Source organism: Pseudomonas ceruminis (genome assembly GCF_021602025.1).
GTDB classification, from domain to species: domain Bacteria; phylum Pseudomonadota; class Gammaproteobacteria; order Pseudomonadales; family Pseudomonadaceae; genus Aquipseudomonas; species Aquipseudomonas ceruminis.
On sequence record NZ_BQHW01000017.1, the window covers coordinates 115794 to 134818 of the forward strand.

At 55.5% G+C, this 19025-nt stretch carries 15 protein-coding genes; 8 read left to right on the forward strand and 7 right to left on the reverse strand.

Going from position 1 to position 19025, the window contains the following annotated elements; genetic code table 11:
* Window positions 1–614: 614 nt before the first annotated feature.
* The 3 genes from L6D80_RS19235 to L6D80_RS19245 all read left to right on the forward strand — a co-directional run bounded on the left by L6D80_RS19235 (window position 615) and on the right by L6D80_RS19245 (window position 3212).
* Window positions 615–1016, forward strand: coding sequence for a hypothetical protein (locus L6D80_RS19235; RefSeq protein WP_012269857.1), 402 nt, complete (start codon window positions 615–617; stop codon window positions 1014–1016).
* An 81-nt stretch (window positions 1017–1097) separates the two neighbouring features.
* Window positions 1098–2495, forward strand: coding sequence for a hypothetical protein (locus tag L6D80_RS19240; protein WP_223296393.1), 1398 nt, complete (start codon window positions 1098–1100; stop codon window positions 2493–2495).
* Between the two features lie 189 nt (window positions 2496–2684).
* Window positions 2685–3212: a hypothetical protein gene (locus L6D80_RS19245; RefSeq protein ID WP_012269855.1), complete on the forward strand. Its 528-nt coding sequence runs from the start codon at window positions 2685–2687 to the stop codon at window positions 3210–3212.
* A gap of 101 nt (window positions 3213–3313) precedes the next feature.
* Here L6D80_RS19245 and L6D80_RS19250 read toward each other — a convergent pair whose 3' ends face one another.
* From L6D80_RS19250 to L6D80_RS19260, 3 genes are all read right to left on the reverse strand, one after another.
* Complete coding sequence (locus tag L6D80_RS19250; RefSeq protein WP_010951457.1) at window positions 3314–3637, reverse strand: hypothetical protein; 324 nt, start codon at window positions 3635–3637, stop codon at window positions 3314–3316.
* A gap of 117 nt (window positions 3638–3754) precedes the next feature.
* Window positions 3755–4429, reverse strand: coding sequence for a heavy metal response regulator transcription factor (locus tag L6D80_RS19255; protein WP_003253420.1), 675 nt, complete (start codon window positions 4427–4429; stop codon window positions 3755–3757).
* Between the two features lie 489 nt (window positions 4430–4918).
* The gene (locus L6D80_RS19260; RefSeq protein ID WP_003253422.1) at window positions 4919–6262 is read right to left on the reverse strand and encodes an OprD family porin; all 1344 of its coding nucleotides are present in this window, start codon (window positions 6260–6262) and stop codon (window positions 4919–4921) included.
* Between the two features lie 403 nt (window positions 6263–6665).
* Between L6D80_RS19260 and L6D80_RS19265 the strand changes: the two genes are divergently transcribed.
* The 5 genes from L6D80_RS19265 (at window position 6666) to L6D80_RS19285 (ending at window position 15128) form a co-directional block, all read left to right on the forward strand.
* On the forward strand, window positions 6666–7937 hold the full coding sequence (locus L6D80_RS19265) for a TolC family protein (protein ID WP_010951456.1): 1272 nt from the start codon (window positions 6666–6668) through the stop codon (window positions 7935–7937).
* A 68-nt stretch (window positions 7938–8005) separates the two neighbouring features.
* On the forward strand, window positions 8006–9256 hold the full coding sequence (locus tag L6D80_RS19270) for an efflux RND transporter periplasmic adaptor subunit (protein WP_012269854.1): 1251 nt from the start codon (window positions 8006–8008) through the stop codon (window positions 9254–9256).
* Between the two features lie 24 nt (window positions 9257–9280).
* A complete protein-coding gene (locus L6D80_RS19275; protein ID WP_010951454.1) occupies window positions 9281–12442 on the forward strand; it encodes a CusA/CzcA family heavy metal efflux RND transporter in 3162 nt (1053 codons plus the stop codon).
* 162 nt (window positions 12443–12604) lie between these two features.
* Entirely contained in the window at window positions 12605–12928 is a 324-nt protein-coding gene (locus L6D80_RS19280) for a DUF2790 domain-containing protein (RefSeq protein WP_003253432.1), read from the forward strand.
* Window positions 12929–13130: 202 nt separating this feature from the next.
* Window positions 13131–15128 (forward strand): heavy metal translocating P-type ATPase, encoded by a 1998-nt coding sequence (locus L6D80_RS19285; protein ID WP_010951452.1) that lies wholly within the window; start codon window positions 13131–13133, stop codon window positions 15126–15128.
* A gap of 92 nt (window positions 15129–15220) precedes the next feature.
* On the opposite strand, the gene L6D80_RS19290 is transcribed toward L6D80_RS19285, so the two are convergent.
* The 4 genes from L6D80_RS19290 to L6D80_RS19305 form a co-directional block, all read right to left on the reverse strand.
* On the reverse strand, window positions 15221–15445 hold the full coding sequence (locus tag L6D80_RS19290) for a hypothetical protein (RefSeq protein ID WP_010951451.1): 225 nt from the start codon (window positions 15443–15445) through the stop codon (window positions 15221–15223).
* A 127-nt stretch (window positions 15446–15572) separates the two neighbouring features.
* Window positions 15573–16598: a hypothetical protein gene (locus L6D80_RS19295; RefSeq protein ID WP_011953109.1), complete on the reverse strand. Its 1026-nt coding sequence runs from the start codon at window positions 16596–16598 to the stop codon at window positions 15573–15575.
* A gap of 298 nt (window positions 16599–16896) precedes the next feature.
* Entirely contained in the window at window positions 16897–18204 is a 1308-nt protein-coding gene (locus L6D80_RS19300) for an OprO/OprP family phosphate-selective porin (protein WP_009395904.1), read from the reverse strand.
* Between the two features lie 210 nt (window positions 18205–18414).
* A complete protein-coding gene (locus tag L6D80_RS19305) occupies window positions 18415–18894 on the reverse strand; it encodes a hypothetical protein (protein WP_176514759.1) in 480 nt (159 codons plus the stop codon).
* Window positions 18895–19025 lie beyond the last annotated feature (131 nt).

Here is a 19025-nt window from a genome sequence, read left to right on the forward strand (position 1 = left end):
TTTTGTGAAATGAAGGGGTGCTTTTCACAGAAAAGCCGAGAAATCCCTACTCACCAATCACAAAAGTTGATTGGCCTGGAAAGGGCCGTTTACGACCGACGCGTGACTTTTCGGTAAGGGATGAGGAGTAGTCGCAGCGATCCTTTAGCTCCTAGTCTGGCGACCTTGGGTTCAGAATCCGACTGGCAATGCCCGCCGTCACTACTTCAGAGGAACCAGCTTCCTCTGCTGCCAAAATTGCGGGGGGCTCATGCTGGTACCCAGGCCCGACAAATGCGCAGTTGCAGCCCTCAATTGCAAGGCTATCCAAAGCGGCACGCGTGTCAATCAAGATCTGATGCATGACGATGGCCGGCCTCACGGAGGTGAAACCGGAGATTCAGATTGACTAAACCGACCCCGTAGACACCAACCTCCACGAAGGCCGCTATCGACCCAAAGCTGTCCTTCAAGAAAGGCAGCTAACGGCGAGAAGCGGTCATTTTGTATCTACAGGTTTCGGGGCGATTCACTCGTCTGATGCTCAGGAGCACCAGGATGGGCGTCAAGGAGGTGGTCATCTTGAGGTGGACTATGCTGACCAGTTGCTCTCAAATCTAATCGTGAGGTCCTCCATGGCAAACCCCAATCTGCTGGCTCTATTCAGAGATGAAGTCCTTCTGACCGGGCCTGAAAGCTCCCTTCCAAGCAACCTATCTCAGTTCTGGCTTGAGGAGCTCCAGAGTCATCTGGAGAGGTATTTCGACGGTTTGAACTCGGATTCAGATGCAGAAGAGAAGGATCTCGACATCTCTCTCCCACTCGCAGCGATCATCCACATCTTGTTCGCGAAGAATGGTGGGGAGGAGATATCCGAGAGCTCTGAAAAGCTGTACGAGTATTTCCAAGACTACCGGCTCGAACTGGCCCTTGAAGAGATCACGCGAAAGACTCATGTGGCTGCCGAGGCTGCAACCATTGAGACCATCTTCACCAACCGAGATGTCCTGGTGGAACAAGGCCCCCTTCTTCAATAGGTACCTCCACCGATGCCATCGCCGGCGGGCACGCTCCGAGGCATTGATGGAATGCATTTTGACGGCTGCCGAGATCAGCGAATGAAAGAAATTGCTGCGCCGATGTTCGATCTAATCGCTTTGTCGCTTCCACGAGGGTTGGGGTTTGGGGACAGCCCGCCAGTAGGGGCATGGCTTAGTGAGGACGGAATTTCTTGTGCCGCTCTAACCCGAAATATCAATTCCGGCAGCTTCGGAATTGTCACCTTGCGGCGTCGTGTCGATAGCGTGTGGGTGCTCCTCAGCCATGGTGAGTGCACCACTGGCGAGTCCGAAGCCCGCGCCTCAATCAGCCATTTTCTCTATACCCAAGCCCATCCGCTTCCACTCCCTTCAGGTGAACGACGACGTGCTCCTCTAAGCAGAATGGGTAAGCGCACACCAAGCGTGGTGTTCAAATCACTATTTGATCCAAGCCGCCGTATTGGGGCGTGGGCGCTGAATCAACTGTATCTCGCACTGCCATCCCCAGACAGAAATTGGGTTCCCGATTGCCAGACTGAGAATTTTCACACCCGCCTCTGGGAAGCCCACCTATTAGCGATTTTTCGTGAACAGGGACTCTTGGTCACCCAGCCTAAAGAATCACCCGATTTTCACATCGAGAATAGGCTGGGAGATGAGGCCTGGGTTGAAGCAGTGACAGCCAACCCGGAAGAGCGGTATGAGCATTTTGGCGCCTCGCCGGTCCCCCCACCCGCTGACCGACATGAGCGTTTCTTAGGAGCGGCTGCAGAAAGGTTTGCGAGGACCATCCAAAACAAATTGGACAAGCGTTACGAATCCCTACCGCACGTGGAGGGTAAGCCGCTCATTCTGGCCTTAGCCGATTTCCATGCGCCCAGTTCAATGCTGTGGAGCAGGGAGTCGCTCATCAGCTATCTCTATGGCTTTGCAGTTCACTCATCTGCGCATCGTGGTACGCACCTGATAACTGTGGAGGAAGAGACATCTCTGCTATCAGGGCGCCCCAACGGCCTATTTACGCTAATGGAAAATGCCCATCTTTCAGCGGTCATTTTCACCAATGCCTGCACAGTGCCAAAGCTCAGCCGAGTGCCGATCTCAGGTGGAGCTCATCTAGACGGGTACCGATACTTGCGGTTTGGTGAGTTTTTCGACCGTTCTCCGGGAGCATCACGAGGTATCCCATTTCTGTTGGATGTAGCGTCCAGCGACTACGGTCAGCTCTGGCCGCAATATGGCTACGAGCCGTGGTCTGCTGAAGTGGAGGTATTCCATAACCCTATGGCACTATACCCGGTGCCTAATGAGTTGATACCAGAAGTCACCCACTGGAGAGAAGTAAACGGAAGAGTCGAGTGCGAATCTTTCTTTGATGTATCCATACTCCGATCCAGAACACTCGTCCTCAGTGCAAACGCTAAGGTTCCGTCACTCGATGAGTTGCTGACAGCAGCCAGTCCTCCAGAGCTCTGACGGCGGCGGGGTGGCCGCATCGTTGCCACGCAGGTAGATGAGAATTTCTCAGCAAGCTACCCAGCCAGGGGAAGGACATGAGATCCCCTGCGCAATTCAGGACCGTTGAAGCGTCACCTCTCTTCGGGTAAAAGCATGACCGTCATACAACGCTACAACAGCGTCATACCCGAGAGCATAGGAAGAAAAATGTCGATCCAAGGACTAAAACGATACTTTGGAAACAAGATTCACGCAGTGATAATGATGGCCCCGCTTAAGCGGGAAATGATACGCCTCGGCATATGCACCCTTATGGCGATTATTCTGAATATCATCTTGTATACCGGCGTTGAAGTAGACGGCACCATCAAGCCGTGGGCAGAAACCCCGATAAAACTGTTTGCATCGTCGATGTTATTCGCCTTCATGATCAAGGCTTTTCTGCCAGTTCTCGGCTGGACGATACTGAAAGCAATGCTGTTGAGTGCGAACAATGCCTTCAGCGGCATACTGAGTTTTTTGGGCAATCAGTTCACAGGCGTCATGTACTGTACCGGAATTATTATGGGTTCTATCACGATTAAATTGTATATGGTTTCCGGGGTTTTAGACTCTGAGTTTGCTTATCTGTCCGCAATCGTATTTGCTTCCGGGGTTTTATATTTCTATGTGCTGCAATGCGCCATTCAAAAAACAATGAGTCCGGCCCTGCGTACACCAGCAGTACCGCGTTAAACCACTAGGCTGTGACTATTCATCTCTGGTGCTCAGTAGGCGCTCGCTCTGCTGAACCCTCACCCATACACAACCATTAATGGACTGGCCCGCCTTCGACTTTATGAAGAAGGCGAGCGAGCACGTGACTGATTGCGCATGTATTCCGAGATGAGACTTTCGAAATTGATGTCCGCCTCCTCAACGAGAATATTGACGTGACAGTACAGCTCTTCAGGACCTCTGAGATAATTGAAAATCCTTGATCTAACGATGCCGCAAACCCCTTCTTTGACCGCCGTAGAGGGGAGGTTGATAACATCGCCAACGCACGGGATAAGAGCTAGGCCATGGTCGCTGTTGAAGACAATGTCAGCTGGACAGGCATCAATGCTGGCATCGGATTGTCCTTGCGAAACCTGCTGATAATCAATGCTATACCTCATGTACAGCCTACCTCATTTGTTGAGTGAGGAATCAGCGCCGCGGATCGTAAACAGAAACCTCAAGTTCGCAAGCGACGGGAGCATGTAGCGGATTTTCGGTACTAGAGAGCTTGGCAACTATCGTTTTTCAAGCACATACCCTACGCCCCGAAGCGTATGTATCAGTTTGGTCTCGAAAGGGTCATCTATCTTGGCTCTGAGTCTTCGAATCGACACCTCTACAACGTTTGTGTCGCAGTCAAAATTCATATCCCAAACCTGCGAAATAATTTGGGTGCGGCTCAGCACCACACCGGTATTACGCATCAGGTAATGCAGTAACGCGAATTCTTTCGTGGTCAGGTCAATGCGCTGACCGTCCCTGAATGCCCTGTGCCGGCTCTGATCAAGCTCCAGGTCAGCGACGCGAATGACCTCTACGGATGCAGGGTGATCTGACCTGCGCATCAAGGCGCGAACCCGGGCCAGCAGCTCAGGGAACTCAAATGGCTTGATCAGGTAGTCATCTGCTCCGTTCTCCAGCCCCCGGACCTTATCCGCCAGCCGGCTTCTCGCCGTCAGCATCATGATACGGGAAGGGCAGTTTTTACGACGCAACAACTCAAGGACCTGCCAACCGTCCATCTCTGGCAGATTTATATCCAGGATAATCAGCTCATATTCGTGCTGCTTAGCCAAGAATAATCCATCTGACCCGGTGTGGACGCAATCTACGACATAGCCACATTCCGTCAGACCTTGACGCACATACTCCGCAGTTTTTACTTCATCCTCAATTACCAGAATTCGCATGGGATTTTGTCTCGATATCACTGAGCAATTAACCGCGCACGCGCGCCGGCATTATTGAAAGGGATGGTAAATCAAAATGAGCGTGCCGGGGCTCAAATGACGGATTTGTAATTTCTAGGTAATACAGTTGATAGTCTGGCGGTATATCTTGTCGCGGTTTGGGTTTGACAGTTGCGGGCCCTCTCTCCAGCAGGTGATTTGACCTTATGAAGTATTGGGTTATTTTCTTCTTTGTGCTGGCTTCGTTCCGCTCAGATGACGGCGAGGTCGCTCACATTGAAGAGACTGGTCATTGGTGTAGTCATGAACTTCACCGGCATGCGATGCGTACAATCGAACGCCTACTTGAATTTTAGGCAAAAAAAAGGCGCCCAATGGGCGCCAAATATCCACCTTTTACCAAAGGAGCACTTAAGCCACTCAAGGTGAATGCGTAATGCTCGTTTTACTAACAGGACCCGCCAATGGATAACTGGCCCAGTTAGCGAATTACAGAATCGAAAGCGGGTACTCGATGATTACACGAGTTTCATCCAGATCCGATTCGAAAGCAGTGGCACGCGTGGTTGCCTGGCGCAACCGGAAGGACAGATCTTTTGCCGGACCGGTTTGGACAACGTATTTGACTTCGACGTCACGCTCCCAACGCTTCTGATTGTCGAGCGGGTTGCCGTTGTCGTCGGTGCGCATGTAGAACTGGTTAGCGTTCGAGTAATCCGCACCCGAGCCTCTGGCGTAGCGCGTCATGAACGTCAGGCCTGGAATGCCGTAGCTGGTGAAGTTCAGGTCATAGCGCAGCATCCAGGAACGCTCTTTCGGCGAGTTGAAGTCGCTGTACTGGATGGAGTTGTCGACGAAAATCGAGTCCGACTGACGCAGGTAGTCGAAATCGTCGTCGCCGTTGTTGCGCTGATGCGACAGGGCCAGGGTGTGGGCACCGTAACGCACACCGACCTTGGCACTCCAGATGTTGTTGTCGAATTCACCCAGGCGCTTCTTACCTTCATCTACGGCTTTGTAGTAGTTGAAGCCACCGATCAGCGCCAGATCGTCGCTCAGCGGGTAAACCACGCTTGTGCCGGCGTAGTACTGATTCCAGACGTCTTTCAGCTGGCTGGCGTAGACGCTCACAGTCCAGTTGTCGTTGATCGAGTAGTCACCGCCACCGTAACCGATCCATGGCGAGTTGACCGGGCCGCCGTAGAACGTCACGAAGTTGTCGTTCAGGTTGCTTGAGACCGGCTGGCTCATCGCATGCAGACGACCACCCTGGAGGGTAAGGCCCTGGATGCTGGTGTTCTCAACGGTCACACCGCGGAAACTCTCTGGCAGCAGGCGAGAGTCACCCGATGCGACGACCGGGGTCGATGGGAAGACATCACCCACTTTCACGATGGTATCGAACAAGCGGACTTTGGCTGCGCCGCCGACCTTGGTGTATTCGTCGCGAGCTTCACCCTTGTTATCAACGGGCAGCACGTCGAAGGAGCTACGGCCGCCGTTGCGCCCATCACCGGTGTCGAGCTTGAGGCCGATCATGGCAAAGGCATCAACGCCAAAGCCAACGGTACCTTGGGTAAACCCGGAGTTGAATTTGCTGATGATCGCGTGCGCCCAGGCTTCGGAGTAGCCGTTCGTATTGCCCTTGCCACTGTTGTAAGTGGGGGCGGTGCTGTCGCGGTTATCACGGTTGAAGTAGAAGTTACGGTTCAACACTGTAAGGCTGCTGCCTTCAATGAAGCCTTCTGGCTTGTCTTCAGCTTGTGCCGAAATAGCATAGCTTCCAGACAGCGCAGAAACTGCCGCCAAATACAGTGGTACTTTGATTTTCATCCGATGCTCCTTTGATTCACGGCAGTTTTTATTATGTTTACCGGCGCGGGTGTCGTTAATTGTTCTGACCAGGCGGCGCGCCTAGCGTAGCGCGAGCTCATATTTGCAGGCCGAAGATAACGGGGGGGTGATAGGAAAATTACAATTTCGTCATCTACCTGTTGTTCGGGCCTTCGCACCGCGTGTTTGCCATCTCCGTTGCTTGTAACGAAATCATCGTGTCGGGTTTGGTTTCCCAGTATTTTCGGGCATTACAGGACATTCTTACGGAATTGTAATTTTCTAGCCACCCCTCTGATAGCTACCGCTCATTAGAGTGCCATCACCTAATCAAGTGGGGCTTGGCAGCTGTTTCGGCGTTCTCGCCAAGCTTTATCGAAGTTTGTGCACGAGGACCATCAAAGTGCCCCGGTATAACCGCAATGTCTTACCCAAGACCCCCGTCTCGCCCTGGAAGATCGCTGCACTCTGTGCAGTCATCTCTGGGTTGATGGCGCCTGCAGCCCTTGCCCAAAGCATCAGCTTGCCCCAGGCGCTTTCGACGGCCATGGATGCCAACCCAGACCTGGCCGCGGCCAGGCAAGAAATTGGGATCGCTGATGGTGCTCGCAAGCAGGCCGGGCTTATCCCCAACCCCACAATCTCGTATGACGTGGAAGACACCCGTCGTAACACCAGCCAGACGACTGTCTCTCTCAGCCAGACCCTTGAGCTGGGCGGTAAGCGGGGGGCTCGTGTTGACGTCGCCACATACGGGCAGACCGCCGCACAGCTTGAGTTAGACCGTCGCGTTAACGGCCTGCGTGCAGATGTCGTCCAAGCCTTTTACGCCGCGTTGCGGGCCCAGACAGGTCTCGACCTGGCCAAGCAATCTCTCGAACTGACTGAGCGCGGTCTTCGCATCGTCGATGGCCGTGTTCGCGCAGGTAAGTCGTCCCCAGTGGAGGCGACCCGCGCTCAAGTGCAACTGGCCGAAGCCCAGCTGCAAGTTCGACGTGCAGAAACGGAAAAAGCGACCGCTTACCAACAGCTCGCTCAAATTACCGGGAGCTCAGTCACCGTGTTTGATCGACTCGAATCGCCAACCCTCTCCCCGGGCTTGCCACCTCGCACTGAAGATCTGCTGGCTAAGCTCGACCAAACAGCAGAAATGCGTCAGGCCGTGGTGCAGATAGACAAGAGCGATGCCTCGCTCGGCTCAGAGAAAGCTCAGCGTATCCCGAACCTTACTGTCAGTGTAGGTAGCCAGTACGACCGCTCTGTGCGCGAGCGGGTCAACACTGTGGGCCTGTCTATGCCTTTGCCGCTGTTCGATCGTAACCAGGGCAACATTCTTTCCGCTTCTCGTCGTGCAGATCAGGCCCGGGACCAGCGCAATGCTGTTGAGCTGCGCCTGCGCACCGAAACCCAAACCGCGTTGAACCAATGGTCCACCGCCATGCAGGAGGTCGAGTCCTACGACAAGACCATTCTGCCTTCAGCCCAACAAGCCGTAGAGACCGCAACCCGCGGCTTCGAGATGGGCAAATTCGGTTTCATCGAAGTGCTGGATGCCCAGCGCACCTTGATCGTCGCTCGTGGCCAATACCTCGAATCGTTGGCAGCGGCGACCAATGCGCGTGCGCAGGTGGAAAGGGTTTATGGCGAAGTCGGCTCAACCGCCGGCACTCGCTGAACGGGCCAAACATTTTCTTCGGCACACAGCCTTGAACAAGCCGGTGCCTACGATCAGCAGGAGTAGCAATGGATAACAAACGCAAGATCGCCCTCGCGGTAGCCGCTGTGGCAGCCCTCGGATTTGGCAGCCTTGCCTGGAACAACAGTTCCGGACAGCAGGCCGCCAGTACTGCCGAGCATGGCGCTAACGATGGCCATGGCGACGAAAAGAAAGCCGCATCTGCCGCCAAAGAGGAAGGTGATGAGGGCCATGGTGAAGAAGGCCACAGCGAAGAGGGCGGTGAAGAAGAGGGCAAGCTGACGCTCAGCGCTGAACAGATCAAGGCCGCTGGTGTTGCCCTGGAAGCTGCAGCGCCTCGTGACCTCGGTACCGTCGTGAGCTTCCCTGGCGAAATTCGCTTCGACGAAGATCGTACTGCCCACGTGGTTCCTCGTGTTCCTGGCGTTGTTGAGGCTGTCCAGGCCAACCTGGGCGAGACGGTCAAGAAAGGGCAAGTCCTCGCGGTAATCGCCAGCCAGCAGATCTCTGACCTGCGCAGCGAACAACAGGCCGCACAGCGTCGCGTCGAACTGGCGCGTGTGACCTTCGAACGTGAGAAGCAACTGTGGCAGGACAAGATCTCTGCAGAGCAAGACTACCTCCAAGCACGCCAAGCGCTGCAAGAAGCGGAGATCTCCTTGGCCAACGCCAAGCAGAAGGTCGGCGCAATCGGTGCCTCGGTTAACTCCGTTGGCGGTAATCGTTACGAGCTCCGCGCTCCCTTCGACGCCGTGGTAGTGGAGAAACACCTGACCGTCGGCGAAGTCGTCAGCGAGGCGACCAACGCCTTCATCCTTTCCGACCTGAATCAGGTCTGGGCGACCTTCGCAGTTCCGCCGACAGATCTGGGCAAGGTCACGACTGGCCGTGCAGTGAAAGTCTCTTCGCCTGACATGAACGTCGAGGTCGAAGGGAAGGTGGGTTATGTCGGCAGCCTGCTGGGCGAGCAAAACCGTGCAGCTACTGTCCGCGTCACCTTGACCAACCCCAACGGCGCCTGGCGTCCAGGCCTGTTCGTAAACATTGCGGTCACCTTCCAGACCGATCGAGTTGCCGTAGCGGTCCCTGAGCACGCTGTGCAGACCGTTGAAGACAAACCTTCGGTATTCGTACGCACCCCAGATGGCTTTGACACCCGCCCGGTAAAACTGGGTCGCCGCGACAATGGGTACGTGGAAATCATCGACGGTATTGAAGCCGGCGCCCAGGTAGCAACCAGTGGCAGCTTCACACTCAAGTCCGAGCTCGGCAAAGCTTCTGCCGAACACGGTCACTGATGCGAACTGACAGGATGATTTCTCATGTTTGAACGTATCATCAGATTCGCCATCGAGCAGCGCATCGTAGTAATGATCGCCGTTCTGATCATGGCGGGTATCGGTATCTACAGCTATCAAAAGCTGCCCATCGATGCGGTACCCGATATCACCAACGTCCAGGTGCAGATCAACACTGCAGCGCCTGGTTACTCGCCCTTGGAAACCGAACAACGGATCACGTTTCCAGTTGAAACGGCCATGGCCGGTCTCCCGGGCCTTCAGCAGACCCGTTCCCTGTCTCGCTCTGGCCTGTCTCAGGTCACCGTGATCTTCAAGGATGGCACTGACATCTTCTTTGCCCGCCAGTTGATCAACGAGCGGCTGCAGGTTGCGAAGGAACAGCTGCCAGAAGGTGTAGAGGCCGTCATGGGTCCGGTATCTACCGGCCTCGGCGAGATCTTCCTGTGGACTGTTGAAGCCGAAGATGGCGCGGTCAAAGAGGACGGTACGCCGTACACCCCGACCGACCTGCGCGTGATCCAGGACTGGATCATCAAGCCTCAGCTGCGTAACGTCCCGGGTGTGGCCGAGATCAATACCATCGGCGGTTATGCCAAGCAGTTCCTGGTTGCGCCGGATCCAAAGCGCCTGGCTACCTACAAGCTGACACTCAATGACCTGGTCGCAGCGTTGGAAAGTAACAACGCCAACGTCGGTGCCGGCTACATCGAGCGTAATGGTGAACAGTTGCTCATCCGTGCACCGGGTCAGGTAGGCAATATCGAAGACATCGCCAACATCGTGATCACCAGTGTGGATGGTGCACCGATTCGCATCAGCAGCGTTGCTGACGTCAGCATCGGTAAAGAGCTCCGTACAGGTGCTGCTACTGAGAACGGCCGCGAAGTCGTGCTCGGTACCGTGTTCATGCTGATTGGTGAAAACAGCCGCACCGTATCTCAAGCTGTCGCCGCCAAATTGGCGGACATCAACCGCACCCTGCCAAAGGGCGTGGTGGCTGTGACTGTTTACGACCGTACCAACCTGGTTGAAAAAGCCATCGCGACGGTGAAGAAGAACCTGGTGGAAGGCGCGATCCTGGTTATCGCCATTCTGTTCCTGTTCCTCGGCAACATCCGTGCGGCTCTGATCACCGCGATGGTGATTCCGCTGTCCATGCTGTTCACCTTCACAGGCATGTTCAACAACAAGGTCAGTGCCAACTTAATGAGTTTGGGGGCACTCGACTTCGGCATCATCGTCGACGGTGCCGTGGTTATTGTAGAAAACGCGATCCGTCGACTGGCTCATGCGCAACATAAGCATGGCCGCATGCTCACCAAAACCGAACGCTTCCACGAGGTCTTTGCCGCGGCGCGAGAAGCTCGCCGGCCGCTGATCTTCGGTCAGCTGATCATCATGGTGGTGTACCTGCCGATCTTCGCCCTCACCGGCGTCGAAGGCAAAATGTTCCACCCGATGGCCTTCACCGTTGTGATGGCGCTGCTGGGTGCAATGGTCCTGTCCGTTACCTTTGTTCCTGCAGCTATTGCCATGTTCGTCACTGGCAAGGTGAAGGAAGAGGAAGGCGTGGTCATGCGCACAGCTCGACTGCGCTATGAACCGGTTCTGCAATGGGTGCTGGGACATCGGAACATCGCTTTCTCGGCCGCAGTAGCCTTGGTCGTGCTCAGTGGTTTGCTGGCAAGTCGTATGGGTAGCGAGTTCATCCCAAGCCTCAGTGAGGGTGACTTTGCGATGCAGGCCATGCGTGTGCCTGGAACGAGCCTCACTCAATCTGTCGAGATGCAGCAGCGTCTGGAGAAAGCGGTGATTGCGCAGGTGCCTGAAGTTGAGCGGATGTTCGCACGCTCGGGTACCGCAGAAATTGCATCTGACCCGATGCCGCCGAACGCCTCTGACGCCTACATCATGCTCAAGCCTCAGGATCAGTGGCCTAACCCGAAGAAGCCTCGTGATGAGCTGATTGCTGAAGTGCAGAAGGCCGCAGCGGGTGTTCCAGGAAGCAACTACGAGTTGTCGCAGCCAATCCAACTGCGTTTCAACGAGCTGATTTCGGGCGTGCGTAGTGACGTCGCTGTGAAAGTCTTCGGCGATGACATGGACGTGCTCAACAACACCGCCAACAAGATCGCGGCAGCGCTCAAAGCGGTCCCGGGCTCATCGGAAGTGAAAGTTGAGCAGACATCCGGCCTGCCGGTGCTGACCATCAACATTGACCGCGAAAAAGCAGCACGCTACGGCCTGAACATCGCGGATGTTCAGAACTCGATCGCTATCGCCGTGGGTGGCCGTCAGGCCGGCACGCTGTATGAGGGCGACCGTCGGTTCGACATGGTAGTACGCCTACCAGAGACCGTTCGCACCGACGTAGCGGGTATGTCCAGCTTGCTGATCCCGGTACCTGCCAATGCGGCACAGGGTGCCAATCAGATCGGCTTCATCCCGCTGTCCCAGGTCGCCAATCTGGACCTGCAACTGGGCCCGAACCAAATCAGCCGCGAGAACGGCAAACGTCTGGTTATCGTCAGCGCCAACGTTCGAGGCCGCGATCTGGGGTCCTTCGTTGAGGAGGCGACCGCATCGCTGGACAAGAAGGTGCAAATCCCTGCGGGCTACTGGACGACTTGGGGGGGCCAGTTCGAGCAGCTGCAGTCGGCTGCCAAACGCCTGCAGATCGTTGTTCCAGTCGCCTTGCTGCTGGTCATGACCTTGTTGTTCCTGATGTTCAACAACCTGAAGGACGGCATGCTGGTCTTCACCGGTATTCCATTCGCACTCACCGGTGGTGTTGTGGCGTTGTGGCTGCGGGACATCCCACTGTCGATCTCGGCAGGTGTCGGCTTCATTGCACTGTCCGGCGTTGCAGTACTGAACGGCCTGGTGATGATTGCCTTCATCCGCGGGCTAAGGGAGGAGGGACGAACGCTCAGACAGGCAGTCGATGAAGGTGCATTGACCCGTCTGCGACCTGTTCTGATGACAGCCTTGGTAGCGTCCCTGGGCTTCATCCCGATGGCTTTGGCCACCGGCACCGGTGCCGAAGTTCAGCGGCCATTGGCGACGGTGGTGATTGGCGGGATCCTGTCCTCCACCGCACTGACCTTGCTGGTACTGCCTGCCCTGTATCACTGGGCACACCGCAAGGATGAAGACGGCGACGAGGCCGAAGTGGTTAGCTAACAGCCTCCGCTAAAGAGAAGCCCACAACACGTGTTGTGGGCTTTTTTGTTTAAAGTGAAGTAGATGCACTTACCTTTCAAAATTGTAAGTTTCTCGTCATGCCGGTGATGCCTATGCATTGCTAAGGTTACGCCCGAGAAGTTTTGAAATTGAGAGGGTTTTATGAAAAAGCTAATTATCGCTGCTGCACTTGTTGTTTTCTCGGTGGCTTCGCAGGCCAACACTTTCTCCGAGAGCAAGCAGCTTCAATACACCAAGGAACACCAGACCGCAGTGGCCAAGTACGCGGAGAAAAATGGCAAGCCAATGCCAGAGATTCAGGATTACAAATATGGCATGAAGATAGACGTTGCGAAATTCGTACGTCAGTCGCAGGACCCCCGTACCTGCCAGGTCTATCCACGGTTGATGACCTTCGAGGACTCCCAGGGCACGCTCAAGACTGTTCGTTACTCGATGTATTCGCAATGCATCAACAACAAGTAGTAAACGATTTGAACAGAACAATTAGAGAATTCATAAATGCCAGGCAGTGCCTGGCATTTTTTATTACGCCCGATACCCCATAGCTTCGAAATGTTAACGCCTGGGCTCGGGCAAACCGTGCAATAGATCTTAGCCAACCAACAGAGACGGCTCCCCAACTGCAGAGGGCAATTGGAAGCCTTGACCCCAGAAGGGACGAGTTATGAAGAGTTTGCTTGAACGCCCTGATGACCAAGCCGGGCATGAAGGTCATAGCCATGAGCATGGCGGCATTTTTGGAATGAACACAGAGCTGATTTTCGCGCTGATCTGTGGTGCTCTCCTGGGTGCCGGAGCTCTCGCAGGAAAACTTGGCCTGATTGATCGTCTGCCTCTGATTCTGTACGTGTCGGCCTACGTGTTCGGTGGATGGTTCACCACTAAGGAAGCGGTTACCAACATCCGTCAGAAACGCTTCGAGATCGACTCGCTGATGCTTCTCGCCGCAGTCGGTGCCGCGAGCATCGGCGCCTGGGCGGAGGGGGCTCTGCTGCTGTTCCTGTTCAGTCTGGGGCATTCCCTTGAAAGCTACGCGATGGGGCGGGCCAAGAAAGCGATTGAGGCACTGTCCAAGCTCGCACCAGCCACCGCGATCGTACGCAGAGCAAATGGCACGGTGGAGATGCCCGTGGAGCTGCTGGTTCCCGGTGACGTTGTCATCGTGCGCCCCAATGACCGCCTGCCGGCCGATGGTTTTGTAGTCGTAGGCTCCTCAAGTATCAACCAGGCGCCAGTAACCGGTGAGAGCGTCCCCGTGGACAAGCAACCTGTTCCTGATGCCGAACTCGCACGCAGCAAGCCAGATGCAGTGGATGCAGCCTCGAAAGTCTTCGCCGGTACCATCAATGGCGAAACGCTCATCGAGGTTGAGGTAACCCGGCGCTCTACGGAGAGTACCTTGGCGCGGGTCATCAAGATGGTCAGTGAAGCCGAAGTCAGGAAGTCACCGACCCAGCGATTCACGGACCGCTTCCAACGCATATTCGTCCCGTTGGTTTTACTGCTGGTAGTCGGGCTGCTATTTGCCGGCATTTTCCTTGACGAGCCGTTCCGTGACTCGTTCTACCGGGCGATGGCCGTACTGGTTGCAGCCAGCCCCTGCGCGCTCGCGATCGCTACACCAAGCGCCATTCTCTCTGGCATCGCCAGGGCAGCCCGAGGTGGCGTGCTGATCAAGGGCGGTGCGCCACTTGAAGAGCTTGGATCATTGAATGCCATGGCATTCGACAAGACCGGTACCCTGACCGAAGGGCGCCCACGTATCACCGATGTAATACCCATAGGCGGCACGCAGATCGAGGATCTGCTAAACGTCGCCATCGCTGTGGAGTCGATGAGCGACCATCCGCTGGCTGCGGCAATTGTGCGTGACGGTGAAGAGATGATTGGCACACGGCGCCGATTCCAAGCCAAGAACATGAGCAACATGATTGGCCGCGGCGTGCGTGCTGAGCTTGATGGGCAGTTCGTCTGGATTGGCAAGGTCGAGATGTTCGGTACCAATGGTATTCCCGCACTCAGCAAGGCAGCCCTGGAGGCTGCGGAGCGTCTACGTCAGTCAGGCCGTACCACCATGGTGGTACGGCGTGCTGACAAGGATCTGGGCGCTATCGGGCTATTGGACACACCCCGGGAGGGGGCCAAAGAGGCACTCCAGAAGCTTAGAGAGATGGGCATCGAACGCATGGTCATGATTTCTGGAGACCACAACCGCGTTGCAGAGGCTGTAGCCAAACAAGTTGGCTTAGATGAAGCGTGGGGAGACCTGATGCCGGAAGACAAGGTCAAGGCCATCAAAAACCTGCGCCTTAGCGCCAAGGTGGCCATGGTGGGTGACGGCGTCAATGATGCCCCTGCCATGGCCAGTTCGAGCGTTGGTATCGCAATGGGGGCTGCTGGATCTGATGTTGCCCTGGAAACGGCTGATATCGCGCTTATGGCTGACGACATCAGGCAACTCCCATTTGCGGTGGGGCTGAGCCGTCACACGCGATCGATCATCCACCAGAATCTGTTCGTCAGCTTGGGGATTGTGGCCATCCTGGTTCCGTCCACCATCATGGGCTTGAGCATTGGTGCCGCTGTTGCGATCCATGAGGGCTCCACACTGTTGGTCGTCTTCAACGCCTTGCGCCTGTTGGCCTACCGCAGAAGCACCTGATCCCTGAGCTTCAATCATGAAGCTAAGCAGGGAAATGACCTGAAGTAGAAGTACGGGTCGTGCGCGATCAGCGCACGACCCGTACTTTTCTCTCACTCGTCGATCCCGATGCGCTTGAGGCTTTCAAGGGCCTTTCCGCACTCAGGTGAGCCATGCCGTAAGCCGCAGGCCAATGCAGCTTTGAGGCTCATGACACCGGCTACGAAACCGACTTGATTGCCGACTCCGTGTCCGTCCGCAAATCCCTGATCATACGCAATCTCGACAAGCGCATTGATCGCCGCCAGGGTGTCCTGTTTGTTTTTACTCTTTTGCATATCTACTCCGCGAGCATTCAGCTCATATCGCTCGGTTAGGTGGCGGCGCCTTCAGGTTTGGGGTGAGCGAATCCCGCTCCCATAGCCAATCCCTAACGGGGGGCTCAGCCCGCCACCGTAAGGAAAATCAGCTATTGAGAGCAGATGACTCGTTTTGGTCACCCGTGCTGCTCGCCTCACCGCATTGGCACTGAGTGGGTACATCCGGGTAGTCGCTGTGATTCTCAATGAACAGCGTTCGGCAGGTTTCGCACCCATAGATCCGGGGCAGGGATTTAAGGCCGCTCGGAAGCACGTCACTCAGAGGCTCGTTATGCCAAGGAGCCCCGTCAAGGATTCTTGAACGCAGGATGTTTCCCAGGCGCCAGGTGTCACTTTGTGCGCGCCAGGACCACATCGGCGCAGAAAGCGAATACTGGATGAAGGTCTCTTGTGACTGCCTGGATAGCGGGTACTTGGGGCGGGTCCAGCCGGAATCGATGATGCTGAACCCCATGCCCATTTCTGCGCTCGGGTGGGTCTTTTCACCAAAGAAACGGTCATGCGTCGCTGGAGCCGTCGCATGATGGTCAGTCGGTGGGAATACCCACAGATAACACTCATCCCGGTTGACCATGCTGATGAGCTCGCTTGGCCCCCGCATGGGGGAATTTGCAGCCAGGGCGAAGCGATCCTTCCACGACATTTTGGGAGGCGGCGCAATACCAGCAGCGATGGCCAACGTGGCAGTCTTGGGGACGAAGCGATCGCCTAGCTCGTTCAGATCCAGGTTCTTGCAGAGAGCCTTGAAGGCCTTTTTGCGAGTCTTCGAGCTGAAGGAGGGGTCAAGGAGCAGGCGAACCTGGTTCACGCCGATTCCCGCAGTTCGTAGCACCTCAATGACTTCTTCAGCCACACCGACTGCTTGAAGATCGGTCAATCCTAAGCACGTTTTCGCCCGCTCGACCGCCGCGTAGAGGTTGTACTGCCGTGTCTCGTTGTCACGACAGACCTGAATTGGCAGCTTGTCTTGGATGGCAACTTGCGGTGCAACGGAGCCGATGGCCGCGTGGAACAGCTGGTGGAGGTGCAGATGAGAGTACGGGCGGCCAGAAGCCGAGAACGAGGCGTGCAGCTGAGCAGCGAGAGGTTGAAGCAGCTTTTTTGCAGACATGACTATCCCCTAATGAGCGACGTTGGGGTAGCTGCGCTTGTAGGGCCGTTAGACGCGAAGCTGGACGTCGAATCAGGTTCAATCATGAATAGGAGTCAGGTTTGATTTGCTTGCACGGCCACCATGCAAAGCCCGACGCGGCAATCACATCAGATTCGCCGAGCTTTGGCAAGAGCGGTCATCGGTAAGCGAAAGCAGGTAGGAGGAGGGCGCTCCATGCTTGATCACCTCCAGAAACAGGAAAGCCGGAAGCACGTTGAGCGCTTCCGGCTTTCTCACGTCAGACTGATGAGAGGGATCAGAAGACGTATTGCAGGCGGGTCACGATGGCATTGCCGCTGTCGTCGCCCACGGTGTTCTCGTTGTTGTCGGTGCGCACGTTGATGTAGTTGGCACTGACTTTCACCGCCTCGTTGACGTACCAGTTCACACCCACCGTGTGGCTCTTGGCCTTGCGCTCGTTCGATTGGTCCGCCGCGGTGACCAGGTTGCCGTCTTCGACCTTGATATCGTCAAAGCGGTAGAAGACTTCCCAGGCCCCCAGTTCCTTGTTCTCTGGTTTGATAGTGTCGAACTTGGCACCATCGAGCTTGTAGATACGCGGCTCGCCGGTCAGGGTGTAAGCCATCTGGGCGTAGTAACCGGAGGCCTTCATGTCGTTGTTGGCCTGGTCAGCTTTCAGCTTGCGGCGAAGGTATTCCGCTTGAACCGAGAACGGGCCGGTGGCCCAGGCACCTTCGAGACCCCAGACCGAGTCGTCCTTCCACAGGCCATCTTGTGCAGCAGCACCGCCAAACAGCATGCGGTTGCCGTTGGTGCCGGCATCGCCGCCGCCATTGGTATCTACACCGCGGACGCCCAGACGCGAACGAATCCGGGTATCGACCGCACTGTTTTTGAGGTCGCGGTAAGCGTACTGAGCACCGACGTGCAGGACGTTGCCATCACTGTGCAGCGGTGCGAACACGCCACGTACGTTGTAGCGCTTGGTGCTGTCGCCATCCGAGTTGTTATTGGTTTCGCTGAAAACGCTACCGGAAACATAAGCCATGTCAGCGATGGTGCTGGTGGCTTGAACACCCATGCCGGCGTTGTCGTTGATCCAGTCCGCCAGGTCGTACGAGAGGTTCCGCTCCATGGCGGTGGTCCACTTCGAACTGGTGGCTTTCTCAAGACCGAAGTCGGTGTAGAAACGGCCAAAGCGCAGTTGCACCGGCTTGAAACCCGTGTAGGTCAGGCTGGCTTCGTCGAAGTAGCCGTCGGAGTCGTTGCCCGTGTTGCGGGAAAGGTCGTAGTTGAGCTGATACTTCCAGTCGCGGTACAGCACGCCACCGAGCTCAAGGTAGGCGCGACGGAAGTAGCCTGCGTCAGCGGTATCGCCATTCTTGGTGAAGACACCATCGAAACGGCCGTAGTCGGCCTGAACTCGGCCGCCCAGTTTGAAACTGAATTCCTTGTCAGAAGTCGATACTTCAAGACCGCCCTTGGTCTTCAGAACGATGTCAGCTCCGTCAGTGGTTACTGTTCCGGAGAATGCTTGCGAGGAAAATGTGCCTATTATTGCGGCAGCCAACAGCTTTTCCCGCATGTTCGAAGAACGGATCATTGCTTGCCTCTCGTATGTTAAGTGCTTAGCTACCGACGTTATATTTCGCCCTGCGCCGGCCTAAATTTATCTTGCAGATGGGAGCAGGCCACGGTTGTCACCCGCTGTAACAAGATGCCTTTGTTCTAAGCACTCTGACTAGGTTGCAAGCGAATATGACAGTTGTGTTTCTGTAGTGTTAACGGAGGAGTTTGAAACCTAACAAAACTGTTACCGAACAAGCCAGTCCTTCTTATCAAAAAAGCTCTTCTTGATCAATCTTCGAATTTCCAAAACCTGCGGATTGCGGACAAGCTTCGTTTTGATAACAAGATAGACATCTTTCTCCTCCAGGTCGTCCAGGAAACCCGGCACGGGTAGGATATTTCTCTCCAGTTTTCGGCTGTAGTCGGGCAGCACTCCAATACACGCACCGCCAACGACAAGGCCTCGTGATAGGTTGTAGCTCTTGACCCGAGTGGTACCGCCCTGATGCTCAGCCATTATCGATGCCCACTTTCGTGAGCCCGCCAAGATCTCTTCATCCCAAGGGACAACGAGCATGAAGTTGTGCAAATCCAAGCTCTCCACTGGAAGGGTGACGCTTCTTGAATAGCGGCTGGAAATGAACAGGGCGTGCCCAATCCGGCCAAGCCTTTCAAACCTATACGTAGGATGGCGATCAAGCGCGCCTTTATCATCTGGGCTCACCAAAGGATGCTCCGATCAACTTGTCGTGCAGCCGCGGCAAGTTGCAATTTTCCAGGCACCTACAGCGTCATTGGACGAAAAGTGACCGAAAAATCATGTACGGAGAGCTTTTTCGACCGGTTCTCCGTGTT

Coding starts and splice junctions, on each gene's coding strand:
- L6D80_RS19260 (WP_003253422.1), bottom strand. CDS start 6,262: ATGAAAATCAAAGTACCACTGTATTTGGCGGCAGTTTCTGCGCTGTCT.
- L6D80_RS19235 (WP_012269857.1), top strand. CDS start 615: ATGGCAAACCCCAATCTGCTGGCTCTATTCAGAGATGAAGTCCTTCTG.
- L6D80_RS19250 (WP_010951457.1), bottom strand. CDS start 3,637: ATGAGGTATAGCATTGATTATCAGCAGGTTTCGCAAGGACAATCCGAT.
- L6D80_RS19300 (WP_009395904.1), bottom strand. CDS start 18,204: ATGATCCGTTCTTCGAACATGCGGGAAAAGCTGTTGGCTGCCGCAATA.
- L6D80_RS19275 (WP_010951454.1), top strand. CDS start 9,281: ATGTTTGAACGTATCATCAGATTCGCCATCGAGCAGCGCATCGTAGTA.
- L6D80_RS19290 (WP_010951451.1), bottom strand. CDS start 15,445: ATGCAAAAGAGTAAAAACAAACAGGACACCCTGGCGGCGATCAATGCG.
- L6D80_RS19295 (WP_011953109.1), bottom strand. CDS start 16,598: ATGTCTGCAAAAAAGCTGCTTCAACCTCTCGCTGCTCAGCTGCACGCC.
- L6D80_RS19255 (WP_003253420.1), bottom strand. CDS start 4,429: ATGCGAATTCTGGTAATTGAGGATGAAGTAAAAACTGCGGAGTATGTG.
- L6D80_RS19240 (WP_223296393.1), top strand. CDS start 1,098: ATGAAAGAAATTGCTGCGCCGATGTTCGATCTAATCGCTTTGTCGCTT.
- L6D80_RS19280 (WP_003253432.1), top strand. CDS start 12,605: ATGAAAAAGCTAATTATCGCTGCTGCACTTGTTGTTTTCTCGGTGGCT.
- L6D80_RS19270 (WP_012269854.1), top strand. CDS start 8,006: ATGGATAACAAACGCAAGATCGCCCTCGCGGTAGCCGCTGTGGCAGCC.
- L6D80_RS19245 (WP_012269855.1), top strand. CDS start 2,685: ATGTCGATCCAAGGACTAAAACGATACTTTGGAAACAAGATTCACGCA.
- L6D80_RS19285 (WP_010951452.1), top strand. CDS start 13,131: ATGAAGAGTTTGCTTGAACGCCCTGATGACCAAGCCGGGCATGAAGGT.